Source organism: Streptomyces sp. NPDC051051 (assembly GCF_040682975.1).
GTDB lineage: Bacteria > Actinomycetota > Actinomycetes > Streptomycetales > Streptomycetaceae > Streptomyces.
The window spans coordinates 1-24,623 of sequence record NZ_JBFBCB010000031.1; the positions used below are offsets into that span (position 1 = coordinate 1).

General features: G+C 72.9%; 24 protein-coding genes and 1 pseudogene. 7 read left to right on the forward strand and 18 right to left on the reverse strand.

What is annotated here, in order from left to right; all coding sequences use genetic code 11:
• A partial coding sequence (locus tag AB0N31_RS22845) for a sigma-70 family RNA polymerase sigma factor (RefSeq protein ID WP_366060236.1) occupies positions 1–297 on the forward strand: 297 nt, incomplete at its 5' end.
• Positions 298–605: 308 nt separating this feature from the next.
• On the opposite strand, the gene AB0N31_RS22850 is transcribed toward AB0N31_RS22845, so the two are convergent.
• The gene (locus tag AB0N31_RS22850; RefSeq protein ID WP_366060237.1) at positions 606–1,814 is read right to left on the reverse strand and encodes a phospholipase D-like domain-containing protein; all 1,209 of its coding nucleotides are present in this window, start codon (positions 1,812–1,814) and stop codon (positions 606–608) included.
• A gap of 311 nt (positions 1,815–2,125) precedes the next feature.
• Here AB0N31_RS22850 and AB0N31_RS22855 point away from each other — a divergent pair, with 311 nt between their 5' ends.
• Entirely contained in the window at positions 2,126–2,623 is a 498-nt protein-coding gene (locus AB0N31_RS22855) for a transglycosylase SLT domain-containing protein (protein ID WP_366060238.1), read from the forward strand.
• Positions 2,624–2,705: 82 nt separating this feature from the next.
• Here the strand turns inward: AB0N31_RS22855 and leuE are convergent, their stop codons facing one another.
• The 7 genes from leuE to AB0N31_RS22890 form a co-directional block, all read right to left on the reverse strand.
• A complete protein-coding gene (gene leuE / locus AB0N31_RS22860; RefSeq protein WP_366060239.1) occupies positions 2,706–3,356 on the reverse strand; it encodes a leucine efflux protein LeuE in 651 nt (216 codons plus the stop codon).
• Positions 3,357–3,489: 133 nt separating this feature from the next.
• Entirely contained in the window at positions 3,490–4,398 is a 909-nt protein-coding gene (locus AB0N31_RS22865) for an NAD-dependent protein deacetylase (protein ID WP_366060241.1), read from the reverse strand.
• Between the two features lie 154 nt (positions 4,399–4,552).
• On the reverse strand, positions 4,553–5,527 hold the full coding sequence (gene ppk2 / locus AB0N31_RS22870; protein ID WP_366060242.1) for a polyphosphate kinase 2: 975 nt from the start codon (positions 5,525–5,527) through the stop codon (positions 4,553–4,555).
• Between the two features lie 207 nt (positions 5,528–5,734).
• Positions 5,735–6,409 (reverse strand): DUF3618 domain-containing protein, encoded by a 675-nt coding sequence (locus AB0N31_RS22875; protein ID WP_366060243.1) that lies wholly within the window; start codon positions 6,407–6,409, stop codon positions 5,735–5,737.
• Positions 6,385–6,807: a phage holin family protein gene (locus AB0N31_RS22880; RefSeq protein ID WP_366060244.1), complete on the reverse strand. Its 423-nt coding sequence runs from the start codon at positions 6,805–6,807 to the stop codon at positions 6,385–6,387. Before AB0N31_RS22880 ends, AB0N31_RS22875 begins: the two co-directional genes overlap by 25 nt.
• Position 6,808: 1 nt before the next feature.
• Positions 6,809–7,498, reverse strand: coding sequence for a hypothetical protein (locus AB0N31_RS22885; RefSeq protein WP_366060245.1), 690 nt, complete (start codon positions 7,496–7,498; stop codon positions 6,809–6,811).
• A 464-nt stretch (positions 7,499–7,962) separates the two neighbouring features.
• A complete protein-coding gene (locus AB0N31_RS22890) occupies positions 7,963–8,133 on the reverse strand; it encodes a DUF5670 family protein (RefSeq protein ID WP_030933194.1) in 171 nt (56 codons plus the stop codon).
• 321 nt (positions 8,134–8,454) lie between these two features.
• On the opposite strand from AB0N31_RS22890, the gene AB0N31_RS22895 reads away from it, so the two are divergent.
• Positions 8,455–9,027, forward strand: a complete 573-nt coding sequence (locus tag AB0N31_RS22895) for a dihydrofolate reductase family protein (protein ID WP_366060246.1) — start codon at positions 8,455–8,457, stop codon at positions 9,025–9,027.
• A 163-nt stretch (positions 9,028–9,190) separates the two neighbouring features.
• Here AB0N31_RS22895 and AB0N31_RS22900 read toward each other — a convergent pair whose 3' ends face one another.
• Genes AB0N31_RS22900 through AB0N31_RS22910 form a run of 3 tightly spaced genes read right to left on the reverse strand, consistent with a single transcriptional unit; the run spans position 9,191 to position 11,381 of the window.
• Positions 9,191–9,481 carry a DUF1876 domain-containing protein gene (locus tag AB0N31_RS22900; RefSeq protein ID WP_366060247.1) on the reverse strand — a complete coding sequence of 97 codons (291 nt, stop codon included), beginning with the start codon at positions 9,479–9,481 and terminating at the stop codon, positions 9,191–9,193.
• A 33-nt stretch (positions 9,482–9,514) separates the two neighbouring features.
• Positions 9,515–10,867: a nicotinate phosphoribosyltransferase gene (locus AB0N31_RS22905; protein WP_366060248.1), complete on the reverse strand. Its 1,353-nt coding sequence runs from the start codon at positions 10,865–10,867 to the stop codon at positions 9,515–9,517.
• A 37-nt stretch (positions 10,868–10,904) separates the two neighbouring features.
• Positions 10,905–11,381 (reverse strand): hypothetical protein, encoded by a 477-nt coding sequence (locus AB0N31_RS22910; protein WP_366060249.1) that lies wholly within the window; start codon positions 11,379–11,381, stop codon positions 10,905–10,907.
• Positions 11,382–12,567: 1,186 nt separating this feature from the next.
• On the opposite strand from AB0N31_RS22910, the gene AB0N31_RS22915 reads away from it, so the two are divergent.
• From AB0N31_RS22915 to AB0N31_RS22925, 3 genes and pseudogenes are all read left to right on the forward strand, one after another.
• Positions 12,568–14,043: an AAA family ATPase gene (locus AB0N31_RS22915; RefSeq protein WP_366060309.1), complete on the forward strand. Its 1,476-nt coding sequence runs from the start codon at positions 12,568–12,570 to the stop codon at positions 14,041–14,043.
• Between the two features lie 85 nt (positions 14,044–14,128).
• Positions 14,129–14,266 (forward strand): annotated as a pseudogene (locus AB0N31_RS22920) (alcohol dehydrogenase); the annotation flags it as partial.
• Positions 14,247–14,630 (forward strand): V-type ATP synthase subunit D, encoded by a 384-nt coding sequence (locus tag AB0N31_RS22925; protein WP_366060251.1) that lies wholly within the window; start codon positions 14,247–14,249, stop codon positions 14,628–14,630. The pseudogene AB0N31_RS22920 and the gene AB0N31_RS22925, both read left to right, overlap by 20 nt.
• Positions 14,631–14,634: 4 nt before the next feature.
• Here AB0N31_RS22925 and AB0N31_RS22930 read toward each other — a convergent pair whose 3' ends face one another.
• The 6 genes from AB0N31_RS22930 to AB0N31_RS22955 all read right to left on the reverse strand — a co-directional run bounded on the left by AB0N31_RS22930 (position 14,635) and on the right by AB0N31_RS22955 (position 21,565).
• The gene (locus tag AB0N31_RS22930; protein ID WP_366060252.1) at positions 14,635–15,543 is read right to left on the reverse strand and encodes a universal stress protein; all 909 of its coding nucleotides are present in this window, start codon (positions 15,541–15,543) and stop codon (positions 14,635–14,637) included.
• A 111-nt stretch (positions 15,544–15,654) separates the two neighbouring features.
• Complete coding sequence (locus AB0N31_RS22935; protein WP_366060253.1) at positions 15,655–16,338, reverse strand: CBS domain-containing protein; 684 nt, start codon at positions 16,336–16,338, stop codon at positions 15,655–15,657.
• A gap of 39 nt (positions 16,339–16,377) precedes the next feature.
• Positions 16,378–16,833 carry a cyclic nucleotide-binding domain-containing protein gene (locus AB0N31_RS22940; RefSeq protein WP_366060310.1) on the reverse strand — a complete coding sequence of 152 codons (456 nt, stop codon included), beginning with the start codon at positions 16,831–16,833 and terminating at the stop codon, positions 16,378–16,380.
• Positions 16,834–17,080: 247 nt separating this feature from the next.
• Positions 17,081–20,017, reverse strand: coding sequence for an FtsX-like permease family protein (locus tag AB0N31_RS22945; protein WP_366060255.1), 2,937 nt, complete (start codon positions 20,015–20,017; stop codon positions 17,081–17,083).
• 2 nt (positions 20,018–20,019) lie between these two features.
• Entirely contained in the window at positions 20,020–20,772 is a 753-nt protein-coding gene (locus AB0N31_RS22950; RefSeq protein ID WP_366060257.1) for an ABC transporter ATP-binding protein, read from the reverse strand.
• Between the two features lie 484 nt (positions 20,773–21,256).
• Positions 21,257–21,565: a hypothetical protein gene (locus AB0N31_RS22955; protein ID WP_366060258.1), complete on the reverse strand. Its 309-nt coding sequence runs from the start codon at positions 21,563–21,565 to the stop codon at positions 21,257–21,259.
• 204 nt (positions 21,566–21,769) lie between these two features.
• Here AB0N31_RS22955 and AB0N31_RS22960 point away from each other — a divergent pair, with 204 nt between their 5' ends.
• A complete protein-coding gene (locus AB0N31_RS22960; protein ID WP_366060259.1) occupies positions 21,770–22,138 on the forward strand; it encodes a hypothetical protein in 369 nt (122 codons plus the stop codon).
• A gap of 258 nt (positions 22,139–22,396) precedes the next feature.
• On the opposite strand, the gene AB0N31_RS22965 is transcribed toward AB0N31_RS22960, so the two are convergent.
• Positions 22,397–24,568 carry a hypothetical protein gene (locus AB0N31_RS22965; RefSeq protein ID WP_366060260.1) on the reverse strand — a complete coding sequence of 724 codons (2,172 nt, stop codon included), beginning with the start codon at positions 24,566–24,568 and terminating at the stop codon, positions 22,397–22,399.
• Between the last annotated feature and the right edge of the window lie 55 nt (positions 24,569–24,623).

Consider the following 24,623-nt stretch of genomic DNA (forward strand, 5'->3'; position numbering starts at 1 on the left):
TACACGTCGGCGTCGCTGGACGCGGCGATCAGCGGCAGTGAGGACGGCGAGGCCGCGCTGGCGGACTTCATCGGCAACGAGGACGCGGCGCTGGGTCTGATCGAGGACTTCCACGCGCTGGCGCCGATGGTGGCCGCGCTGGACGAGCGTGACCGTCGGATCATCCACTGGCGGTTCGTGGAGGAACTCACCCAGGCCCAGATCGGCGAACGCCTCGGCGTCTCCCAGATGCACGTCTCGCGGCTGATCTCCCGCCTCCTGACCCGCCTGCGCGAAGGCATGCTCAGCACCAGCTGACAGTCCGTCCGCGGCATTCGGAACGGGACCCGGCATCCGGGTCCCGTTCTTCGCTGTGTCCGCGCGCGAGGAAGTGCGCGGAAGCGCGAGGAAACGCCGAGGTGATGGCGGCTCGTCCCCGACCACCGCCCCCCACCGGTCCCGCACGCGGATCCGCGGCGACGTCCCTCGCGCGAGACCTTCCTCGTCCCGGCCCGCCCGCTCGTCCGCCGGTACCCGCCGACGCGCTTCGGCGCCGCCGCTCACCGGGGGGACGAGTGAGAGTGCCCCCGCATGCTCCGGCTGCGGGGGCACTCTCGACGGACGGCTCACAGGAAACGCCGGATCGGGAGGACTGCGGCCTCCTTGGCGCGTTGCAGCACCGCCCGCCGCCTCCACCGCCTGAGGTCGACGTCCACGCTGTCGCGCAGGTCCGCGTCGTAGTCGCGGTCGAGCGCGGCGGTGAACTCCTCGTCCAGGACGGCGAGCATCACCTCTTCGTCGTGGTCCATGGACCGGCGGTTGAAGTTCGTGGACCCGATGAGGGAGGCCACCGAGTCCACGGTGATGATCTTGGCGTGCATCATGGTCGGCTGGTACTGGCGGATGTGCACGCCTGCCTCCAGCAGCCGCGTGTAATGGTGCTGCCCGGCGAGCTGGCAGGCCCGCTGGTCGGTGTGGGGCCCGGGCAGCAGGATCTCGACGCACACGCCGCGCCGCGCGGTCTCGCACAGCAGGTCGATGAAGTAGGTGTCCGGGGCGAAGTAGGCGGTGGCCAGCCGGAAGCGTTCCTCGGCGGAGGTGAGCATGACCCGGATGAGCGTCTGCATGTCCTGCCAGCCGATGCTCGCGGAGCCGCGCACCACCTGCACCACCGACGAGCCGGCCTGCGGGTGTGCCGTGAAGCGGTCACGGTCGTCGAAGAGTTCGTCGTGACACTCCGCCCAGTTCTGCGCGAACGCGGCCGCGATGCCGTCCACGGCCGGACCGCGCACCTGGACGTGGGTGTCCCGCCACTCGCCGGGGTTGCGGGCGTCGCCGCTCCACTCCTCCGCGATGCCGACGCCGCCGGTGAAGGCGGTGTGCTCGTCGACGATGAGGGCCTTGCGGTGGCAGCGGTGGTTCTGCTTGAACGGCGACAGCCACGCGGGCTTGCGGAACCAGGCCACCTGGACGCCCGCCTCGCTCATCAGGTTCAGCAGCCGCCCTTCGATCTCCTTGGCGCCGAAGCCGTCGAGCAGCAGTCGCACGCGCACTCCCTCGCGGGCGCGGTCGGCCAGGGTGGCGGCGAAGTCGTGGGCGATCTGACCCCGCCAGTACACGAAGGTCATCATGTCGATGGTGTGCTCGGCCGAACGGATCGCCCCGAGCATCGCGGGGAAGATCTCGTCACCGTTGCGCAGGGGTACCAGCGCGTTGCCCTCGGTGGCGGCCACGCCGATCAGCCGCTCCAGGCGACGGCGCAGGCGGTGCTTGCGCGCCGCCGTGTCGGGTGCGTCGTCGTGAGCGCGGGGTGCCGGTATGTCGTCGAGTATCACGCCGAATCTCCCACTGGACCGTGAAGGCAAACGTCAAGGGCCGCCGCGACGGCCCGCACAACCGGATGCCCGGTCGGCGGCGCGGCACTCCAGCCGTCGCGGGCCGGATTGAGGCCGGGGCGCAGGGGCACGTGCACCCCACAGGGACGGCCCCGCCGTACGGGCGAGGGCGGGCAGCAGAAGAGAGGCGGTCGAGGATGGCGGAGCGGGCGACGGGGACCGGGCGAGGGGTCGGGCCGACGGGCCCCGGTGGTGTTCGGAAGCCGCCGCTGCGGCCCGGTGGGTACGACCCGGCCGACTACGCCCCGCAGGTGGCGCGCTGCGCCGCAGAGGCCGGCGTCTCACCCCTCCTCGTGATGACCGTCCTGCACAACGAGGCGTACAAACCGCACCATCCGCTGCTGGAACGGCTGTGGCAGTGGTGGAAGCCGGGAGCGTCCTTCGGACTGGCCAACATGCACCGTGCGACGTTCGAGCGGGTCCGGCGGACGCACGGCCTGTCGAAGCGGTGGCGGGACCTCCGCGAGGATCCCGCGTTCGCCATCCGGGCGGCGGCCCTGCACCTGCAGGACCTCGACCGCACCCTTCCGGAGCGGCACGTGCGCCGCTACACCCGCGACGAACTCCTCGCCCTCGGCTACAACACGGGCGAACGCAACATGCGGGCCTTCGCCCGCGGGGTCCCGCCGGGCCCCATGGCACGGTCGTACCTGCGCCGTTTCCGCACGCACCGCGACCGGGCCGCCCGGGCTCTGGCCGCTCAGGACGACGGCGGCCGGGCGGCGCCTCCGGTCGAGCGGTCGCGGTAGGGGTGACGGTTCGGGCGCCGGCGGTCTCGCGGGGGATCCCGCACGATCGAGTCCGCGGCCACGGCGGGTGATACGCCTCGGTTCAGCCGCCGGCCAGCGACAGCTTGACGGCGAACCCGAGGAACAGGGCCCCCGCGGCCGACGTGGCACCCGCCGCCAGCCGCTTGCGCCGCCGGAACGCCGCGGCCAGACGCGTCCCGCTGAAGATCAGCGCGCTCAGGTACAGGACACTCGCCAACTGCGCGAACACGCCGAGGACGACGAACGACAGCGCCGGGTAGGCGTAGCCCGGGTCGACGAACTGCACGAAGAAGGCGACGAAGAACAGGATGGCCTTGGGGTTGAAGAGGCTGATGACCAGGGCCCGCCGGAAGGGACGCTCGTCGGCGACGCCGGCGGACCGGACGTCGGACGCGGCCCGCTCCCGCCGGCTGCGCCACATCCCCCACGCGGCCCGGAGCATCCCGACGGCCAGCCAGGTCAGGTAGCCGGCGCCCGCGTACTTCACGATGCCGAAGAGCACGGCGTTGCCCTGGAGCAGGGAGGCGACACCGGCGGCGGAGAGGGTCATCAGCACGGCGTCGCCGCACCACACGCCGGCAGCTGCGGTGTAACCGGCCCGCACCCCGCGCCGGGCGGCCACGGAGAGGACGTACAGCGAGTTGGGGCCGGGCAGCAGGATGATCAGGGCGAGCCCTGCCAGATAGGTGGGGAGGTCGTTGACGCCGAACATGGCAGGAAGTGTCGCACGTCGGTACGGCGTCTCCCAGGGGCGTTCTCGAACGCCGCACCCGCAGGTACGTCCGGCCCCCCGCGTCTCCGGCACGAGCCCCCGGACAGGCCCTCGGTGGTGCCGCCCCCCGTCGTCACCTCGGCCGGGCCGTCTCCTCGTCGTCCACGGGGATGCCCAGACGGCCGGTCACGGTGGTGAGGACCGTGCCCAGCGGAAGCGCCACCCGGGCCGCCGCGTGCCGGTCGCCCCGGGTCGGGTCGAGGTTGACGATGTGAACCGGTTTCCCCGCCTCGGCCGCCTGGCGGACGAACCGCAGCCCGGACATCACCGTCAGCGAGGAGCCCAGAACCAGTAGCGACGTCGCTCGGCGGACCAGTTCACGACAGTCCTCGACCCGCTGCGGCGGAACGGACTCACCGAAGAACACCACGTCCGGTTTGAGGATGCCGCCGCAGTCCGCGCAGGGCAGCGCGCGGAAGTCTCCGACCTGGTCGTCGGTGAGGTCGGCGTCACCGTCCGGGTTGACTCCCGCGGCCACCGGCTCGAAGCCCGCGTTGGCCTCCGTCAGCCGTCGGGCGAGTTCCCGGCGCGCGCTGACGGCGCCGCAGGAGAGGCAGACGACCCGCGCCAGGCTGCCGTGGAGTTCCACGACGTCCTCGCTGCCGGCGGCCTGGTGCAGACCGTCGACGTTCTGGGTGATCACACCCGAGAGCAGTCCGTGCCGGCCGAACGCGGCCACGGCCCGGTGCCCGGCGTTGGGGCGGGCGCGGCCGAAGGTGCGCCAGCCGAGGTGGCTGCGCGCCCAGTACCGGCGCCGGGCCCGGGCGCTGGCGGTGAACTCCTGGTAGGTCATCGGGGTGTGCCGGCTCAGGCTTCCGTCCGCGCCCCGGTAGTCGGGGATGCCCGACTCCGTGGAGATGCCCGCCCCGCTGAGGACCAGCACACCGCCGGTGCTCAGCGCCTCGACGACCGGCTCCGGGTCCGTGGTGCCCGGCGGCAGGTCCTCGGTGGGCGTCCAGCTGAGAGTGGGGCGCGTGCGCATGCGAACCAGGGTACGGAACCGGCCGCCGCGGGCACCGGTCCCCGGACGGCGTCGTCGACGGCGGACACGACGCGGGGGGCGCCCGGTGCGTCGGCCGGCGGCGGGCACCGTCACGGCGGACCGTACGAGCGGCCGCGACGCGCGCGGGCCCCGATCATCGAAGCGCGGTGGTCTGTGTGTCGGGGTGGTTCCCGGGGCCTCCGGTCTGGGCGGTCAGCGGGGTCGGGGAGAGGGCCGTGTCCTCCTCACCCGGTTCGAGGAGGGTGGCGGCGGCGCCGACGATGAGCGGGTCCGGCTTGCCGACCGCTTCCGGGTCCTTGGGGGTGTAGTCGATCCGTTGGAGCAGGCTGCGCATGGCTTCGAGGCGGGCACGCCGCTTGTCGTTGCTCTTGACGACGGTCCAGGGGGCGTGTTCGGTGTCGGTGGCCCGGAACATCTCCACCTTGGCCGTGGTGTAGTCGTCCCACAGATCGAGGGACCGGACGTCGGTCGGCGACAGTTTCCACTGGCGGACCGGATCGACCTGGCGGATCGCGAAGCGCGTCCGCTGCTCCGCCCGTGAGACGGAGAACCAGAACTTGACCAGGATGATGCCGTCGTCCACCAGCATCTTCTCGAACGACGGACACTGCTCGAGGAAGAGCTCGTACTCCCGCTGCGTACAGAAGCCCATGACGCGTTCGACCCCCGCCCGGTTGTACCAGGAGCGGTCGAAGAAGACGATCTCTCCCGGTCCGGGGAGATGGCTGACGTAGCGCTGGAAGTACCACTGCCCCTTCTCGCGCTCCGTGGGCTTCTCCAGCGCCACGATGTTGGCGCCGCGCGGATTCAGACGCTCGGCGAAACGCTGGATCGTGCCGCCCTTGCCCGCGGCGTCCCGGCCCTCGAACACCACGACCAGGCGGCCGCCGGTGGCCTTGATCCAGCGCTGCAGCTTGAGCAGTTCGATCTGCAGGACGCGCTTGCACTGCTCGTACTCCTTGCGCGTCACTTTCTGGTCGTAGGGGTAGTTCTCCCGCCAGGTGGTGATCGGTTCGCGGGCTTCGTTGAGCAGTATCGGCTGTTCCGGGCGGCGGTCGTCGACCGTCAGGCCGTCCAGCAACCGTGCCTCGATCTCCTCGTGGTCCATCTGGTCCTCGTTCCCTGCGTGGGCGGCCGTGCCCTCTGGGTCCCACGGGGCGACTGCCCGAAACGGGGAGCTTCTCACCTCGGTGAACGCGGTGCGCCCGGCCGGTGCCGCGGTGCCGATGCCGTTGCGGCCCGCGACGGACGACGCCGCCTCCCCGTACCAGCGGCCGGGGAGGCGGCGTCGTCGACGGCGGGACGGGTCTGCCGATCAGCCGGCCCCGGAGCCCTTCTGCCTGGCCTCGTCCGCGAGGTTCCTCCCGGAGTCACGCGCCTGTTCCGTGACCTGGCCGGCCTGGTCACGCGCCTCGTCCTGGGTGGTGCGGGCAGCCTGCGTGGCACTGTCCTTCACCTCGGCGGCCGCGCTCTGGGTCACTTCCCTGGCACCTTCCTTGAGGTGCTGCGCGGACTCCGTGGCGGCCTGCTTGACCGGCTCCAGCGCCTCGCTCTCCATGAGGTCGGACGCCTTCTGCTGCTCGATCTCGGAGGCGGGCAGCAAGGAGGACGCCAGCACCCCGACGCCGAAGGCGACCAGGCCGGCCGCCAGGGGGTTGCCGCGCGTCTGACGACGGGCGAGGTCGGGCGCCTGCCGCACGGCTCGACCCGCCTGGTCGGCGGTGTCCCGCACCGATTCGACCGCCTGTCCGGTGCCCTCCTGGAGGGAGGCGGCCGTGGACTGCGCGGCACCGGTCACACCGTGGGCGGTGTCCGACGCCGTGCCCATGACCCGGTCACGGACGCCCGACACGGCGCCGCGCATCCGCTCCTTGCGGCGGCGCACCGCCCGCTTGGGGCTCGTGCGATCGGCGAGCCGGTCCACGTCCTCGGACAGCCGGCCGCGGGTGGCCTCGATCTCGGCCCTCATTTGGTCGGATGACGTGCCCATTCCGCGTTCTCCTTCATGGTCTCGACGGTCTGCTCGGGCTTCGGGGAGACGGTGCGCATCCGTCCGCGGCCCTTCTGGTACAGCACGGCCGCGACGACGGCCCACACGGCGGTGACGATCAGGGCGGCCCAGCCCCCGTCCATCACGTTGGCCAGGCCGAGCACGGCGGCCAGCGACAGGAACAGCAGGACCATGTAACCGGCGAAACCGGCACCGCCGAACATTCCGGCGGCCTTGCCCGCCTTGGTGGCTTCCTCCCTGATCTCCGTCTTGGCCAGCTCGACCTCCTGGCGGAAGAGCGTCTGGAGGTCCCCGGTCACCTCGGACAGCAGCTGGCCCATGGACCGGTCCTGCTCCTGCGGCCCGGTCGAGCCGGGAATGGGGGAGAGTGAGGCCATCTCACACCTCCGGGTACGGGCGGTCCGTGATGCCGTCCGGCCGCGTACCGGTGACCGGGGGTGCCGGCGGGGCGGGCGGCACGTGTCCGGGGGCGCCGTGGGTGGCGCCCGTCAAGGGACCGGTGGGCAGCGCGGGGGAGACGGGGGTGCTCAGCGCGCCCTGGTCCGGCGTTCCGGCGGGCGGCTGCGACCCGTTCCCACCGGACCGGGCGGATCCTGCCGCCCGACCCAGGCGCCCGACCGCCAGTCCGGCCAGCAGGGCGCCCCCGAGGAAGACGCCGGGCCGTCGGCGGGCGAAGCCCTGGAGGTTGGAGACGAGGCCGTCGACGCCCTGTTCGTCCAGGTAGTCGGCCGCCCGGTGGCCCTTGTCGGCGACCTGGGCGGCGAGGCTGCGGGCGGGCGAGTCGCCCTGGGCGTTCTCGGCCAGGCCGGAGAGGTCGCCCGCCCACTGGCGCAGCGTGTCCGCGGCCCGTTTGGCCTGACCCTCGGCCTCGTCCATCGCACGGTGGCGCAGCTCGTCGATGACCGTGCCCGCCTGCTGCCGCGCTTCACCCACTACGTTCTGCACCTGTTCCGCCGCGGTTCCCGCCACCTGGCTCGCGGCCTGTTTGGCCTGGCCGGCCGTCGCCGAGGTCTCCGCCTTGGCCTTTTCTCGGGTCGTCCCCGTTCCGGTCTGTATGGACTCAGTCATCGGCGGCTTCTCCCATCGGATGTGCTGCGTGCAGAGAAGGCGGTACGTCGGAAATCACACGTAGCCGTCCGTTCTTGACACGAGTGGCCCCTGTGTACGTTCTGACACATTTCAGGAGGGGGAAGATTCGCGGTCCTCGTCGCAGCGGGATCCGGTGAAGGGGCCGCGTCGGCCGTGGATCTGTTGCCGACGGCGGTCCGTCCGGCGAGCGGCGACCGCCGGACCGGCCGGTCGGGGTGAGGAGATGTCCGAGCGCATCGGCGGGAGGTGGCGCCCGGCCGTCCTGCCGCTGGGGTCCGGTGGTTGGAGGCGCAGGTTCCGCTGCTTCACCGGACCCCAGCTATGAGCCCTGGTGCCCGGAAGCGGGCTTCTCACACCGTTTGTCCGAAGAGGGGTACGGCGGGGGACATGCCTGTGGGCCCCGGGTGTTCCCGGGGCCCACAGGCCGGCTGTCGTCTAGCGGGTCACCATCGGTACCAGCGGCCCTTGCGGCCGCCCGTGTCCGCACTGCGCATGACGAAGCCGAGCAGCCAGACGACCAGCACGATGACGGCGATCCACCACAGTGCCTTCAGCGCGAAGCCCGCGCCGAAGAGGATCAGAGCCAGCAGGAGAACGAGAAGCAGGGGAACCATAGTTATCAACCTCCGCCGCTCCTGGTGCCCGGCGAACGGAAGAACATACGGCCGGATCACCTGGTTTCTTCACCGCACTTGCGGGAAACAGGCACGGGCTCGTCACCGGCGTTCGCCTCGCCTCCGAAACCGGCGCCGCCGCTCCCGAACGGGCCCCTCGCCCGCCTCGGGCACACAGTGGCGGACGACCGATGAGTTTCCCGGTGATCCACAGTCAGAGATCATGGTCGGTGCGCCACAGCCGCGGGTGCGACCCCGGCGCGCGCCTTCCGCGCCGCTCGACATCAGAAAACCGGACACGAGACAACCGAGGAACTTCCGATGCGTACTCTGATCAGCACCGCCTTCGTCTCCCTCGACGGCGTCGTCGAGGCCCCGGGCGGCGAGCCCGGCTACCGGAACTCCGGTTGGACCTTCAAGAACGTCGAGTTCCTCCCCGAAGCCTTCGACATCAAGGGACGTGAGCAGCAGGAAGCCACCGCGATGCTGATGGGCCGGACCAGCTACGAGGCGTTCAGCCCGGTCTGGCCGGACATGGAGGACTTCGCCGACTACAAGGTGATGCCGAAGTACGTCGTCTCCACCACCCTCACCGAGGACGACCTGGTGGCGAACTGGGGCGAGACCACCATCCTGCGCTCCCTCGACGACGTCGCCGCGTTGAAGGAGACCGAGGGCGGCCCGATCATCGTGCACGGCAGCGCAGCCCTGAACCAGGGTCTGTCGGACGCCGGCCTCATCGACCGCTACCACCTGCTGGTCTTCCCGCTCCTGCTCGGCGCGGGCAAGCGCCTGTTCAGCGCTTCCGACAAGGACGCCCAGAAGCTGAAGCTGGTCGAGCACGAGGCCTACGCCAACGGCGTGCAGAAGAACGTCTTCGACGTCGTCCGCTGACCGGGGGCAGGCCACACCTCCGGACGACGGCGGACCGCACGCCGCCCGGTACGGCGGACCGCACGATCAACGCCGGTCACGGGCCGGTGGACGGCCGGGCCGCGGCGACGTCCACCGCCCCCGCGTCAGGCCGCTGCACTCGGGGGCGCGGGGGCACCGCCGGTCACGTGAGCCATCCGTCGGTCACCTCCTGGCGGCGCGGCCGCGTGGCGCCCACGCCCTCGATGTCGTGCTCGGCGGTCCTCAGCAGCTTCCGGGCGAGGTCGTTCATGGCCCGGCCGGCTGCCAGTTCGTCGCCGATCTCCGGCACGTCCGGGTCCGCCGGGTGGCAGTGCGCACTTCCGTGGCCGGTGAGTTCCGTGGTGCCGGTGTCCAGGGTCAGCTGTGCTTTCGTCGTTCCCGCGTCGTCCTCGAACAGATGAAGACGGACCGTCCATTCCGACGTGTGCGGCATCGCTTTCCTCCTTGATCCGGATGGTGGGGCGCGTCATGGGGTGCGGGACCGTGCGGAGGCGGCCTGCATCCTGTCCTCGATGCGGCGCCGGACGTCGGCCGTGAGGTCGCTCAGCCGCTCCGAGACCGTCGCCCGGGGCGCGACCGGCGCTCGGATCCGGCGGGCGGCCGAGGGCAGTGCTTCCAGGTCCGCGGCGAGCCTCTCCCTGCTCTCGTCGAGCGTGGGCCGCCCGCCGGTGCGCCGCCCGTTCAGCATCACCGTCTCCAGCAGCGGCACGCCGCCGTCGGGGGGCCGCTCGTCGGCGAGCCCGATCACGTCGGCGCAGCCGGGACGGCGGAACACCTGCTTGCGGCCGGGGGCCGTCACCTTCGCCGACGAGAGCTTCATCACCGGTCGGCCGTCGAACTCGACCAGCTTGTAGGCGGAGTCCAGGTACGGTGCGTCGGCCGACACGCCGACGCGGGTGCCCACGGCGTACATGTCGATCGGTGCCCCGGAGCGGACGAGGTCGTCCACGGCGTACTCGTCGAGACCGCCGCTGGCCACGATCCGCACACCCGGCAGGCCCGCCTCGTCGAGGAGGGCGCGGGTCCGGACGGCCAGGTTCCCCAGGTTCCCGCTGTCCAGCCGGACCGCGGAGCCGGGGCCGCGGTCCAGATCCCGCAGGACGCGTGCCGCGACACGGACGCCCTCCTCGGTGTCGTAGGTGTCCACCAGCAGGGTCACCGGACCGGGGTGGGTGCGGGCGAAGGCGCGGAAGGCGTCCTCCTCGGAGGCGAACGCCTCCACGAAGGAGTGCGCCATGGTGCCGACGGCGGGTATGCCCCACGCGGTGGCCGCCGCCACGTTGCTGGTCCCCGCGAAGCCGACCATCGCGCCCAGACGCGCGGCCCGGAAGCCCGCCTCGGGACCGTGGGCGCGCCGCAAGGAGAAGTCGACGACCGGACGGCCGGCCGCCGCGAGCGTGCAGCGCACGGCCTTCGAGGCGATCGTCGTCTGGTGGTTGAGCTGGTTGAGCACGTACGTCTCGACCAACTGCGCCTGCGGAAGAGGCGCGGTCACCTCCAGCAGCGGCTCGTCCGCGAGCACGATCCGCCCCTCCGGGATCGCCCGCACCTGGCCGGTGAACGTCAGCCCGAGCAGGGGTTCCAGGTCCTCCGGCGGCCGGTGCAGCGCCGAGGCGAAGGCGGCGACGTCCTCGGGGCCGACGTGGAAGCCGGCCAGGTAGTCGAGTGCCGACTCGAGGCCCGCCGCCACCAGGAAGCCGCGCCCGGGCGGCAGGGAGCGCGCGAAGAGGCTGAACGTCGCCGGACCGGTCGTCCCCTCCCGCAGGTAGGACATGGCCATCGTGACTTCGTACAGATCGGTGGTCGTCGCATCCGACATAGCTGTCATCTCCCGGGCTCGGCCGGAGTCGTGTCCGTCACGGGTGGAAGCGCGCGGACCACCGGGGCTCCACGGCGTCCCACTCGGCGTCCCACTGCGCGTACCTCCTCCGGTCCAGGACCAGACGCACGCCCGCCCAGGCCGCGCCGGACCCGGCGGCCACGCCGAACGCCGCCATGCCGCCCACCAGCCAGCCACTGGTCGTCGCGTTGAGCTCGCTCGCGGGCGGACCGGTGGGGGTTCCCTCCCGGTTCACCCACACGCGCAAGGCGGCGCCCTTGGGGGTCCCCGGCTCGACGAGGGCCGCTCCCGTCCGCACCACCCCGTCGGTGCCGGTCCAGCGGACCTGCGCCGGTCGCGCCGCCCAGTCGTCGCCCTTGACGTCCGACGTCAGGCGGGCGGTCACCTGGTGCCGTTCCGCCGCCTGGGCGCGCACGGTGTCCATCGACGCCTCGTACGCCGTCATGCCCGCGCTCACCGCGGCCGCCGGCAGCCCGAGAACGAGAACGACCATGAGGACGCGGCGGCACCAGCACTCGAACCTGTCGGACGGACGCCTCAGGGGATTCGCGCCCCCGGACGCGTGATCGCCGTGCCCCGACGGCGGACCGGACGTGTCCGGCGAACCTTGTGCGCTCATGAGTCGGCCTCCCGCAACTCGTCGGCCGTCCCCACCACCTGTCCCCACCGTCGGACGGCGGCGGGGCGCGGGAACAGGGCCGGAGGTCCCTGCCGGACCGGTTTGCGGCCCAGTCCGTCTCCCCGGACCGCGGGCGTGCCGGTCAGGTCCGGGGTACGACCGTGCCGGGACCGCGACTCGGCACGTGATGCGGGTCCGCTCGGACCCGCTGCGGACCCGGCGACACCGACCGCCAGGGGTCGGGCCGAACCGGCCGCCGGGGGAACTGCCATCGCACCCGTCTCCTCTCGCGGTGGGTGCCACGCTCCCGGCCTCCTGCGTCACCGCTCCACATGCGCCGGGAAGGGGATTGGGGTACTCCTCGAAGGAGGGACGCCCCGCGCCGGTGCGTCGGCGACATCCGGCACCCGCACGCCGCCGGGGCCGTCGCCCGCCGCCGTACCGTCGTCGAACCCGCCGTCGTATCCAGCTTCGTACGAGACGGAGACCGCCGCCATGCAGCCAGTCGTCACCGTGGGCCCCGACGGCCCACCCGGACGTCTCGCCGCCGCCCGCCGGGCCGCCGACGAGGCCGACGACCGCGGGCCCACGCCACGCCCGCCGCACGCGCGGCCCCTGCCGGCGCCCGGACCGGCCCGCGTCCCCCCGCGGACCGGTCGGAACCACTCGGCGCAGCGTTCCGCCCGCACCGCGCGGGCGGAGTTCCGAGCCCGCCACCCCCACCGGGGCACCGCCGGCGACCCGGTGGCCGACGCCGCCCGGAACCCCCGGCTCCGGGCGGCACCCGATCCCGGTGCGATCGCGCCCGGCGCACGGGGGCCGGAACCCGTCGGGAGCCGCGGTCCGGCCGACGTCGGCATGCCGGTCGTGGCCCGGGCGGAGCGGCCCGTGCCTCTCCGTGCCGTCGCCCCGGCCGCCGTCCCTCACGGGCCCTCTGCCGTCGTGGTCCCCCATGACTGAGCCCGGACGCGGCGGGCGCGCGGCACGCCCGGCGACCGGGGCCGACGGACCCGTGCCCCGGACCGGCGCACGCCAGGACGCCGAGCCGCCGCGCGCCGAGGTGTGCGAGACCCACACCGCGATCGTGTTCTTCGCCGACGACCGCGCCTACAAGGTCAAGAAACCGGTGGACCTGGGGTTCCTGGACTACACCACGCGGGCGGCGCGCCGGACCGCGTGTGCCCGCGAAGTCGCTCTCAACCGCCGTTTCGCCCCCGACGTCTACCTGGGCCTCGGCGAGTTCCGCGGCCCCGGCGCGGAGACCCCCGAGCCGCTCGTGGTGATGCGGCGGATGCCCGCCGGCCGGCGCCTCTCCCGCCTGGTACAGGAAGGGGCCGCCCTCGACGAGGTCCTGCGGGCCGTCGCCCGGCACCTCGCCGCATGGCACGCGGACGCGCCCCGCGGTCCGGACGTGGCCGAGCAGGGCACGCGGGACGCCCTGTCGTCGCGCTGGGAGGCGAGCTTCGCGCAGGTCCACGCGCTGGCCGACGACGGCTCCGTGCCGGACGGGGTGACCGAGGCGGAACGGCTGGTGCGGCGCTACCTCGCCTGCCGGGAACCGCTGTTCGCCTCCCGCATCGAGCAGGGCCGGGTGGTCGACGGCCACGGCGACCTGCTCGCCGAGGACATCTTCTGCCTCGACGACGGCCCTCGCGTCCTGGACTGCCTGGAGTTCGACGACCGGCTCCGCCACGTCGACGGCCTGGACGACGCCGCGTTCCTCGCCATGGACCTGGAACAGCTCGGCGCCCCGGAAGCCGCCGCCTACTTCCTCGCGCAGTACGGCGAGTACTCCGGCGACCCCGCCCCCGCGTCCCTGTGGCACCACTACGTCGCCTACCGCGCGTTCGTCCGTGCCAAGGTGTCCCTGATCCAGGCCCACCAGGGCGCGCCCGGCGCGCGGACGGCGGCACGCCGGCTGGTGTCGACGACGCTGCGTCACCTGCGCACCTCCGCCGTCTCCCTGACCCTCGTGGGCGGGCTGCCCGGCAGCGGGAAGTCGACCCTGTCCGGGGCGCTGGCCGACCGGCTGGGGGTCACCCTGCTCAGCAGCGACCGCGTCCGCAAGGAGCTGGCGGGCATTCCGGCGGAGCGGTCCGCGGCGGCCGGCTACGGCGAGGGGCTCTACACACCCGAGTGGACCACCAGGACCTACACCGCCCTCCTCGACCGGGCGGCCGCCCTGCTGTCCGCCGGCGAGTCCGTCGTCCTGGACGCCACCTGGTCCGACACGGCCCGGCGCGAAGCGGCCCGGCGCGTCGCCGAACGCACCGGCGCCGACCTCGTCGCCCTGCGCTGCCGGGTTCCGGACGAGGTGTCCGCGGCCCGCCTGAGCGCGCGCGCCCCCGGCCCGTCCGACGCCGGCCCGGACATCGCCGCCGCCATGGCGGCCCGCGAACCCGCCTGGCCCGAGGCCGTCGCCGTCGACACCGGCGGTCCGCTGGATTCCGCCGTCGCCCGGGCACTGGCGGCCGTACGCCCCTGGGGCACCGGGCAGGCCCCGGTCTTCCGCCGTCCCTACATGGAGCCGGACTGACGGCACGTCCGACCGCGCGGGGGCCGTGTTGCCGGAGTGCCGCGCCGGGGCGACCGTGGAGGTGGGGAGCGAGGAAGCGAGCACCGTGCGTGCGCTCGTCTACCACGGTCCGGGGCACATCTCCTGGGACACCGTCCCGGACCCCACGAGGCAGGAGGCGACCGACGCCGTGGTGCGCGTCGACGCCACCACCGTCTGCGGCAGTGATCTGCACGTCCTGCGGGCCGCTCACGCCGACGCGGAGGCGCTCCCCGCCCGCGCCGGGCGGGAGGCCGCCGCCCGGCTCGGCCAGGCCGAGGGCCGGGCCCGGTCGATCCTCGGGGAGGCCCACCGACACGGCGCTCGTCCACGCCGAGGCAGTCTACGGCCGTGCCCTGCGCGCCGCCGCGGAGTACGCCGTCGCCCACGACGCCGCCGAGCTGATGGGCGCGGAGGTCGTCAGCACCCGGCACCGGGTCCGTGCCCTGCGGCGCCACTGGATCCCACGCCTGCGGGAGGCGCTCGACCGGGCCGAGCTCGCCCTGGAGCAGGCAGAGCACGAGGACGGTGTCCGGCGGCGTTGGGCGGCTCGCACCTCCGAGCGGTGACCGCTCAGGTCCGGCGCTCGCGCTCGCCGGATCCGGCGCCCCGCACCGGGACCGTGATGACGGGGCAGTGCGCGTGGTGCAGCATGCCCTGGCTCACCGAGCCGAGGAGCATGTCGCTGAAACCCCCGTGCCCGCGGGTGCCGACGACCAGGCCCAGCGCGTGTTCCGAGGCCTCCGTCAGGACCCGCACGGGGTGGCCGTGGACGACCTCGTGGTGCAGTTCCACTCCCGGGTACCTCGCGGTCCGGCCCGCGACCGTCTCGGACAGCACCCGGCGGCATTTCTGCACGGCGGCTTCCTCGTCCAGCACGCCGAGGAGCGGCGGATGCCACACGTACAGGGCCCTGAGGGCCGCTCCGCGCAGGGCCGCCTCCTCGAACGCCACGTCCACCGCCGCCGCCGCGTGCGGACTGCCGTCGACGCCGACGACGAAGTACGGGGGCTCCTCGGTGACGTGCTCCGGCTCGGGAACGACGACGACGGGGCAGGGAGCGTGGGCGGAGACCGGGAGCGCCACGGAGGCGGAGGTGAACAGTTCGCGCCGGGTACTCAGGTGCCAGGAGCCCACCACGACCAGGGAGGCGTTTCCCGCCTCCTCGCGCAGCACCCACGCCGGCTCTCCCTCCGCCAGCACCGTCGACACCTCCACGGTCGGCCGCCGGGACTCGACGAAGGCGACCGCCTCCTCGAGGGTCCGGGCCCCCGCTTCGTGCAGCGTGCGGTTCCACTCCTCCCAGGACGCCCGCGCCTCGCCCGTGCGGTATCCACCCGTCGGCACACCCTGGGCGTGGACGAGCCGCACCGGCAGGCCACGGCGTTCGGCCTCGTCGGCGGCCCAGGCGAGGGCCAGCCGCTTCGATGGATCCGGGTCGACGCCCACGACGATCGGCTCACGCCCGTGCGCACCACTCATGGCACCTCCAGCAGATTCCCGTGCCGCCGTCCGTTCCCCGTCCTTCCCAGCGTGACCGCACTCGTGGGGAGCCGCCACGGCATCGTTCCGCGGGCGCGCCGTCGCAGCGGCTCACCGCGCCCCCTGCGCGCCGGTGTCGTCCGGGCCGGCGGGCCGGCCGGTGAGGTGGGGCTCGACGTCCACGACACCCTCCACGGCGCGTACGAGACGCACGGCGACCGGGACGAGCGAGGTGTCGCGAATGTGTCCGCGGAGGGTGACGACTCCCTCGTGCACGTTCACGTGGAGGGCGTGGCTGAGGCCCGGGAAGAGGTACGACACCACGGTGCGCCGGACTTCCTCCTCGATGTCCTCGTCCGGCCGCAGAAAGACCTTCAGAAGATCGGCCCGGCTGACGATGCCCTGGAGCATGCCGACGTCGTCGACCACGGGCAGACGCTTGACGTGCCGGACGGCCATGATCCGGGCAGCCTGCGCCAGTGTGACGTCGCCGTGGACCGTGATCGCGGGGGTGCTCATGAGCTCCGCCGCCGTGGCCGCTCCGGCCTTCGCCACGTCGGACAGCCGTCGGCGTTCCTCGACGAGGCCCTGGTCCCCGTCGCGGAACTCCTCCTCCGGCAGCAGGTCGGCTTCGGAGACGACGCCGACCACCCGGTCCTCGCCCTCGAGGACGGGCAGGGCACTCACCTTCCACTGCTCCATGGTCCGGACGATCTCCTTGAAGGGCGCGTCACGGCCGACGGCCACGACCGTCGGGGTCATCACGTCGCTCACGATGTGCGGGGTCTGCGGCATTGCCGGGCACCTCGTTCCGTCACGTCTCGTTCCGCCCGGTCAGGGGACCTCGCCCGCGCCGTGCGGCGCGTACAGGTCGAGCAGCCGCATCCGTGCGGACCTGAGTCGGCGCGCGAGCACACCGGAGACGTAGGCGCACAGCTCGTGATCCAGCCCCGGATCCTTCGCGCACATCTCACGGACCGCCGCCGCGTCGAACTCGTAGGCACGCACCGGGCTGTCGGCCTCCGCCCCCAGATGCCACCGATGGGGAGGGACCAGCCAGGACCAGCCCAGCAGCTTCCCGGCGCCGAGGGTCTCGATGACCGCCGGCCGCTGCCCCGGCACGCGCAGGTCGAGTGCCACCGTGCCCGTGTGGATGATCCAGAAGTGGTCGGCCTCGCCGCCCTCGTCGAAGATGCGCTCGCCCACCGCGAACGACACCTCGTGCGCGAGCGCCATGAGCTGCTCGCGATGCTCTTTGCTCAGGGCGCCGAAAACGCCGGTCCTCGCCACCACGATGGACTCCCTTCTCCGTGACCTCGGCGGGGGAACGGACTCCGGTCCGGTCACCGACGTCTCAGTACGAGGCCGACGCGCGGCCGGGGCGGGGACCGGGACCCGGTGGCCGCCCGCTCCCGGCCGCATGACTCCACCATCGCCGCAAACAGGCCCGGCGCAACCCGGGCGGGCGACGGCCGCGCACCACCCCGACGACGCGGGTGCCCTACCGCCGGTGCGGTGGCCCGTCCGCGGCCGCCCGCTACTCGGTGACGCGGACCGCGAGCGCCGGGCGGATGGCGGCGGCACGTCGTGCCGGTCCGATCGTGGCCAGCAGCGACGCGGCGAAGGTGGCCGCCGCCAGGCCGCCGATGCTGGTCCACTCGACCGGGAAACCTCCTTCGAGGCCTTCGAAGGCCGCGCTGTTGCGGTACATCAGCCAGGTGGTGAGGACGCCCAGGAGCGAGCCGAGGACGATCCCCTCCAGGGCGATGAAGGTGCTCTCCCACAGGAAGGACCGCTGGACGGTCCGGGCCCGGAAGCCGAGGGCCCGCAGGATGCCTATGGTGCGGCGGCGTTCGCGCACGGCCCGGACCATGACGACGCCGAGGCCGGTGATGCCCACGCCGAGGCCCAGGGCGAGGAAGCCCTGCATGAGGCGGAAGAAGGCGGTACTGGAGTCGAACTGGCGGCGGATGTCCGACTCGATGGGGGTGGCCACCAGGCTGGACGCGAGCTGCCCGCCCTGAAGCCGGGTCGCCAGGGCGTCGGGGGAGACCCCCGGGCTCGTCCTCACCAGCGCGGAGGCGTTCTGCGCCTGGGCGCCGAAGAGTTCGCGCGTCGCCCGCTCGCCCAGCACCACGGGGTACGTGGTCGAACTGGCGCCGGTGCCCGGGTAGAAGACCATCCCGTTGCTGAGCACGCCGGCGATGACCTTCCGTTCGCTGCGGCCCGTCCGGGGATCGGTCAGGGTGAGGGTGTCCCCGGGGTCGTAGTAGTCGCCGGCCGGGCCGCCGGTGCTGCCGAAGAAGCCGTCGAGGACGACGTGGCGCGGGTCGGTGGCGAGGGCCCGCCACACCGCGGCGTCGTCGCCCAGGCCGGGCAGCCGTTCCCGGAACGTGATGCCGGTGATCGCCCCGTCCGGCACGCCGACCACGGCGGCGTCCAGCGACTGGGTGCCGCGCCGTCCCGGATCGGTGGCCCGCCCCGTGGCGTTGAGCAGCGGTGTCACGGCGGAGATCCGGGCGGCGGACGGGCCGCTGCGGAGATCGGCGACCAGCCGGTCGCCGGCGACCTGCGCGTTGTAGTCCAGGCGCAGGGAGTACCCGGCGGTGGCGTCGGCGACGACTCCGTCGACTCCGGCACGCAGGATGCCCGAGATCTCCGTCAGGAGCACGAGGACGAACATGATCAGCGTGTACATCACCAGCGTCGCGCCGGTCCGGAACCGTTTGGCCAGCGGGTAGGCGACCGCGAGCCGCGCCGCCAGGCCGCCCTCGGTCGGGCGCTGCAGGAACCGCCGCAGCGGGCGCAGCAGTGTCCGCTGGTTGTCGCTGACGAGCACCACGGCGGAGAAGGCGCCCAGGGCGCCCTGGATGACGTACACGGACATCGAGGGGGTGTCGAAGATCCGGGGACGTACGACCGGTGCCAGGAGCGTCCAGAGGAGCACGGCTCCCGCGATCAGGGTGGTGACCGTGTGCCGGGGCAGGACGCGCAGCAGCGCCGGGGCGGCGAACACGAGGGCGAGCGCCGGCAGGAGGTACGTCGTGTCGGGCTGGCTGCGTGCCACGGCGGGGACGGCCGCCAGCGCGCACAGGACCGCGAGGGCGGTGGAGATCACGAGCAGACGGCGGCGCGGCCTGAGTCCCGGGGTGGCGGGGAGGTCGCGGATCGCCGCGATGATGTTGAACCTGCTGATGCGCACGCTGGTCGCGAGGATCGCGGCGAAGGCGATGAGCAGGCCCATGGCCAGTCCGTTGAGGATGCTGGTCGGGGTGACGGCGAACACGATGCGGATGCTGCTTCCGCCGACCGCCCAGCCCTCGAAGATCTTCGCGGCCACCACGGACACGCCCCAGCCGACGGCGACCCCGATGGCCACGCCCGGCAGCGCGGACAGCACGGCGTAGGTGGCCCCTTCCAGGGTGAAGGACGCGACCAGCCGTGAGCGCTTCATCCCCACCGCCCGCACCATGCCCATCTGCGACTTCCGCTCCTCGCCGAGCATGACGAAGATGTTCACCAGCAGCAGCGCGCCCGCGATGATGCTGAAACTGCCGATCATGAGGAACAGGGCTCCGAGGGAGTCCCCGGCCTGGCGCGCGTCCCGCAAAACCGTGTGCTTGGGCGTCTCCACCGCCGTCTGGCCGGCGAGCGGGCCCAGGGCCCGACGGATGTCGGCGGTCACCCGGTCGCTCAGGTCCTCGCCGCTCTCGACGCCGCCCCGGTTGGACACGAAGGTGACCAGGCGCGGCTCCGTACCGGCGGCCCCGGCGGCGGAGTCCAGGGCCCCCGGCGCCAGGAACACGTCCCGGTTCAGCCTGCCGCCCAGGCCCACACCGGCCAGACCCTCCTCCGGCACCACACGCTCCACCCGGTACGTCCGCGGCGCTCCGAACAGGTACAGCGTGACCGGATCCCCGGCGGACACGCTCAGCGACCGGGCCAGTGGCTCGTTGACCACGACCCGGCCCGGCCTCGGGTTCGGTCCGCCGAGGCCGGAGTCCCCGCCCGCGGAGCCGAAGCGCGACGCCTCGTCGAAGTCCAGCTGCCAGGCCAGGACACGCGGTTCGGCCACCGTCCGCTCGGCGGCGCCGCTGACGGCCGACGCCTGGGTGGTCCGGGCGCTCAGCACCCCGTCGACGTCGGGATCGTCCGCGAGGACGGCCAGCCGTCGGGTGGCGGCGAGCCCGGTCGGCCCCGGGGGTGCCACGACGCGTTCGTCCACCGGGCCCAGGGTGCGGTACGCCTCCTGCCGCACGGAGAAGTTCAGGGTGTCGCCGACGACCAGGGCCCCGATGACGATGGCCGTCCCCAGGATCGATCCCCCGATCACCAGCGCCGCCTCGGTGCGCCGGCGGGCTACCTGCCGGAAGGCCAGCCTCCGCGACACCGGTTGCCGGGCGACGACCAGTGCCAGGGCGAGGAGGGCGAGCGCGAGGACGGTGAGCAGCGGGAACAGCAGATCGGGATACATGGTCAACCCTGGGAGGCGTCGAGACCGGCGGCGGGTGCGGGTGTGGTGGCGCCCTGCCGGACGTCGTCGACCAGTCGCTCGTCGCGCATCCGGATGAGGCGGGGGACCCGTGCGCCGATGGCGCTGTCGTGGGTGACCAGCACGATCGTCTGGCCCTCGTCCCGGTTGAGCTCGCACAGCAGGTCCATGACCTGGTCGGCCATCGCGCTGTCGAGGTTTCCGGTCGGTTCGTCCGCCCACACGATGGCCGGGCGTCCGGCCAGGGCGCGGGCGATGGTCACCCGCTGCTGCTCGCCCCCGGACATCTCGCTCGGCCGGTGCCCGACCCGGTGGCCGAGGTCCACCCGGTCGAGCATGGCCAGCGCCCTGCGCCGTGCCTCGTGCGGCCGGTGGCCCACGAGCAGCAGGGGGAGTTCGACGTTCTCCACGGCGGAGAAGACCGGTATGAGGTTGAACGCCTGGAAGACGAATCCCATGGAGTGGGCCCGGTGTTCCGTGCGCGCCGCGTCCGACATCGCGAACAGGTCACGGCCGTCGACCTCCACCCGGCCGCCGTCGATGTCGTCGAGCCCCGACAGACAGTTCAGCAGTGTGGTCTTCCCGGAGCCGGACGGCCCCATGACCCCCACCATCTCCCCGTGCCGCACGAGCAGATCGAGGTCGAGCAGGGCGGTGACCTCCACCGAGCCCGTCCGGTAGACCTTGCGCACCCCGGTGGCGACGAGGAGCGCCCGGTCGGTGTCCATGGTGTCCATACCAACCTCCGGAGGGAGCGGGAGGCCAGGGCCGCCCGCTCCCTCCGGAGGGGCCGACGGGCCCGGTCGCCGGCTCACCGGGAGACCCGCCCCAGCGGCTGCACCGCCGCGGTCGGGCGTCTCCGGTCGAGCGTCCGCATTCAGGTGTCCCCGGTCGTCCGGATGCGTCGCCGGACAGCGGTGGCGGCCGGGGTCCCGCGCCCCACGGCGGTGCGGGCGAGGCGTACGGATCCAGCTTAGCGAGGCGTTCGGCGGGGTTCCCGGCGAGCGTTGCGCGGGGTCGGCCGTTCAGCTCGGCGGCGACGGCCACGGCGTCCGCCGGCTTCCACGGCCACAGCGCGTCCACCGGCCCTCCACGGCCACCACCGGTGACCCCGTCGGCCCCGGAGGAGACGGAAGGGGTGGCCCGCCGGACCGGCGAAGATCCTCCCACCCCGGGTGCCGGCGTGGAGTCTGCCGGGCCTGCGCGGAGTGAGGGGGCCGATCAGGGTGCTCGGCACTCCGAGTCGTCCACGATCACCGCGTGGGCCGGGAGGACCACGACATCGTCCTCGTCCTCCTGCCGGACGGACTTCGTGGTGGCGTAACCCCGTCTGCCGTCTCCTACGCACTTGGTGGCGACGTTCCCGAACCCGTCGGGAAAGTTGTACACCTCGGCCGGGGAGTCCTCCCCGGCCCGGCCCGCCACCGGCGCATCGGCCTTGCCCCGCTCGTCGTAGTGCCTCTGGGAGCACCCTGAGACGGCGAGGACCACCAGCACCGCCCCGAGGGCTCCCCGGATCAGCCTGCGCACGTCTTGTCCTGCACGATCTGCAGGTTGGACGGCGCGTCGGCGTTGGTCGTCACGTACGCCCGAAACCCGTGCCCCCGAGTCCGGGTCCGAGCCTGTTTTCGCATTCGCGTTCGACCGGAAAGTCCCTGTCCGAACCGATCGGCGGCCCGTAGAAATGCCTTCTCGGCCTGACCGGCCGTCCGCGATCAGAAGGAGTCACCACAGATGCGTCGCCTTCGTTCCGCCTGCCTGGCCCTCGTCGGCACAGCTGCGATGTTCGCCCTGTCCGCCGCGCCCGCCCAGGCCGCCCCCGGTGACGTCTCCACCTCCTGCGCGAGCGTCCTCACGCCGGCCGGTCACGTCGACGTCAGCTGGGGCTACAGCAGCAGCTGCGGCACCCAGAGCTTCAGCCCGAACATCAAGCAGATAAAGCAGCTCACCGGTCTGCCGGTCGGCACCGTGGTCAATGCCTGCGCCTCCACCTACCAGCCCGCCGGCTGGGTCCAGACCAGCTCGTACTACACCAGTAGCTGTGTCTACTCGTCGACCCCCAGCTTCAGCAACAACGCCTGGCAGCTGAAGCGCGTCTCCTGATGTCCCGGCTCGCGGCTGCGGACGCCGGCGGACGTGAGCGCGTAGGCCCGGGCCCGGTGACGGCCTCGCCGGCCGCATCGCCGTGGCCCGCGGCCGGCCGAGCCCACACGCCCTGAACGCGGCGCGGGCGGCACTCGCGCGGTGAGCGCGAGCGCCGCCCGGAGCGACGTCGACGGCGAGGAAAGCGAAAGAACTCGTTTCAGGAAAGGAGTTGAGAAGGAAGTCCCTTCATGGCCTCGCCGCGGTCAACGCTAGCACTCAGGCCGGGATCAGGTCGCGGAGATTTTCCAGCGTGATGACCCGGGAGTCCGGGTGCAGGCCCTCGGGGCGTTCGAGACCGACGTACAGCACCGGCTCGTCCGGGACCCGCTCACCGTCCCACACGTCCACGGCCGTGGTGTCACCGGACATGAGGTCGACCAGGTGACGGACCGTCAGGTAGTCACGCTCGACCACGGCGCGCACCACCTTGGACACCGAGATCTGGTTCTCCTCCACCCGGTTGGCCGCCGCGATGCCCCTCAGATACAGGTGCAGCCACTTCGCGTGCCACCGGCCGTCGTCCTCGCGCCGGAACACCAGCGGCAGCGCCACCCGACCCGCCCCGCGAAGATCCGACTTCATCCGCACCGTGCGCGGCTCGAACGGGCGGCCCTTCTGCTCGCCGTCGCGCAGCATGAAACCGAAGAACGACTCCTCGACCTCCTCGAAGCTCTCGCCGGCGTAGATGTTGACCTGCGGGACGACGAAGGTGCTGCGAACCCGCTCCAGCGACAGGTCGATGAATTCCGAGGCCCCGTCGGGCGCCTCGGTGACATCGCCCGAGTGCTTCCCCCCGACGGCCGTGAGGGACGTGTACGACAGCCAGGAGTCCGTGCTGTAGTCCGTGTGGAGGAGCAGGGCCGAGAGGTCGTAGTCGGTCCGCTGCTCGGCCTCCTTCCAGTACACGAAGAAGCGCAGTTGTTCGCCCTCGACGGCCGAGACCGAACCGCGCGGCAGGACCCCGAGCCCGGCCGCGGTCGCCCTGCCGCTGAGCGGGAGCGCCACGTCGAGGATGTCGGGGCCGAGCAGCAGCCGGCCCGGCGCGGGGAGCCGGCGCCGTGTCTCGGCGTCGAGGGCGGCGATCAGACGCTCACGGTCGGCCGCGGGCACGGGCGGCCGTACGTCCGGGGCGACCCAGCCGCGGCCCCGGCGGTTGACGAAGATCCGGGGCTCGGCCGTCTCCCGCTCCCGGTTCTGGAAGTGCTCGCGGACCGAGAGCACGACCCGGCCGGAGACCCGGGGGGCGACCTCCACCGCGGCGGCCACCACCGCGTCCCGTTCCCCCTGGTCGGCGGCGATGCGCAGCAGGAGGTCCAGGGCGCGGAACAGCTTGCCGGGAGCGGACTTCAGCAGCCGCGTCGCACCGGGGACGTCGTAGTCGTCGAGCAGCTTCTCGACACGGCTGTCGAAGGACCTGGCCTCCTTCTCGCCCCGCGCCACGGCGAACACGTCGGCGGCGTGCGGCCAGCGGGGGTACTCGTGCGGGTGGAGACGCTCACCGAGCCGTTTGAAGGGCTCGCGGTGCGCGTGCACGTCGGCCAGCTTGGCGGGGTTCGCCGCCACCACGGCGTCGAGGCCCGCGAGCAGCGCGCGGCGTACCGGCCGCGACAGGGCCCGGAACCGGGTCGGTTCCCGCAGCGTCACGTCGCCGCCCGACAGGGCGCACGCCAGCCGCAGCACATCGGTGACGGTGTCCAGCAGGAGGTCCGCGCCGACGGCGAGACGGGCTTCGTTGACCACCGCCCGGTTCTCCCGCACCGGGATCGACTCCGGCTGGGGGCCGAGGGCGCACCGCCCGGCGAGGATCTCGAGGTCGCCCAGGTGCTCCTCGCCCAGCGGAGTCGTGCTGCCCGCCAGGGCCAGGTACAGGTCCGTGAGTTCGTCGTCCAGGTCCCGCCCGAGGTGCAGGACGGTCACCCGGTCGCCGGCCGAGGCGATCAGTTCGTCCTGCGCCGCGAGCATCTCCTCGTAGGTGTGCTGGTAGCGGCCGTACACAGGAAGGCTGAGCAGGTCCAGCACCCCGTGTGCCAGCTGGGTCAGCACGTTCTCACGCGAGGTGTCGTCGGCGAGCGCCTTCGTCACGCACCGCATCCAGAACTCCTCGGTGTCCGGCACGTTCGCCGGGAAGTCGATGAAGTACACGTTGTGCCGGACGTGGTCGCCCACCATCTCGCCCACGGCACGCAGCGTCCACCGGGCGGTGTGCACGACCGCGGCCTCGGACAGCCCCGACAGCCGCTCCAGCAACTCCGACGACAGCTTGAAGCCCACGGACGTCAGCGCCGCGTCGAACTGCCGCGCGGCGGTGGCTCCTTCGCCGGCGGAGCCCTTGGGGGAGGGAAGGCGGTGCGTGTGCCGGATGACCAGCGATTCGAGACGGTGCGCCATCCGGGGATGATCGCAGAGGTGTGCGAACCGGCGCACGGGAGTTTTCCGCACGCCC

What these genes read in the sequence shown, in the direction of transcription:
- AB0N31_RS22875 (WP_366060243.1), bottom strand. Translation starts at nt 6,409, where the DNA reads ATGGGCACGTCATCCGACCAAATGAGGGCCGAGATCGAGGCCACCCGC.
- AB0N31_RS22905 (WP_366060248.1), bottom strand. Translation starts at nt 10,867, where the DNA reads ATGTCGGATGCGACGACCACCGATCTGTACGAAGTCACGATGGCCATG.
- AB0N31_RS22880 (WP_366060244.1), bottom strand. Translation starts at nt 6,807, where the DNA reads ATGGCCTCACTCTCCCCCATTCCCGGCTCGACCGGGCCGCAGGAGCAG.
- AB0N31_RS22960 (WP_366060259.1), top strand. Translation starts at nt 21,770, where the DNA reads ATGCGTCGCCTTCGTTCCGCCTGCCTGGCCCTCGTCGGCACAGCTGCG.
- AB0N31_RS22890 (WP_030933194.1), bottom strand. Translation starts at nt 8,133, where the DNA reads ATGGTTCCCCTGCTTCTCGTTCTCCTGCTGGCTCTGATCCTCTTCGGC.
- AB0N31_RS22945 (WP_366060255.1), bottom strand. Translation starts at nt 20,017, where the DNA reads ATGTATCCCGATCTGCTGTTCCCGCTGCTCACCGTCCTCGCGCTCGCC.
- AB0N31_RS22965 (WP_366060260.1), bottom strand. Translation starts at nt 24,568, where the DNA reads ATGGCGCACCGTCTCGAATCGCTGGTCATCCGGCACACGCACCGCCTT.
- AB0N31_RS22935 (WP_366060253.1), bottom strand. Translation starts at nt 16,338, where the DNA reads ATGCCGCAGACCCCGCACATCGTGAGCGACGTGATGACCCCGACGGTC.
- leuE (WP_366060239.1), bottom strand. Translation starts at nt 3,356, where the DNA reads ATGTTCGGCGTCAACGACCTCCCCACCTATCTGGCAGGGCTCGCCCTG.
- AB0N31_RS22885 (WP_366060245.1), bottom strand. Translation starts at nt 7,498, where the DNA reads ATGACTGAGTCCATACAGACCGGAACGGGGACGACCCGAGAAAAGGCC.
- AB0N31_RS22865 (WP_366060241.1), bottom strand. Translation starts at nt 4,398, where the DNA reads ATGCGCACGCGCCCCACTCTCAGCTGGACGCCCACCGAGGACCTGCCG.
- AB0N31_RS22930 (WP_366060252.1), bottom strand. Translation starts at nt 15,543, where the DNA reads ATGAGTGGTGCGCACGGGCGTGAGCCGATCGTCGTGGGCGTCGACCCG.
- AB0N31_RS22950 (WP_366060257.1), bottom strand. Translation starts at nt 20,772, where the DNA reads ATGGACACCATGGACACCGACCGGGCGCTCCTCGTCGCCACCGGGGTG.
- AB0N31_RS22895 (WP_366060246.1), top strand. Translation starts at nt 8,455, where the DNA reads ATGCGTACTCTGATCAGCACCGCCTTCGTCTCCCTCGACGGCGTCGTC.
- AB0N31_RS22900 (WP_366060247.1), bottom strand. Translation starts at nt 9,481, where the DNA reads ATGCCGCACACGTCGGAATGGACGGTCCGTCTTCATCTGTTCGAGGAC.
- AB0N31_RS22910 (WP_366060249.1), bottom strand. Translation starts at nt 11,381, where the DNA reads ATGGTCGTTCTCGTTCTCGGGCTGCCGGCGGCCGCGGTGAGCGCGGGC.
- ppk2 (WP_366060242.1), bottom strand. Translation starts at nt 5,527, where the DNA reads ATGGACCACGAGGAGATCGAGGCACGGTTGCTGGACGGCCTGACGGTC.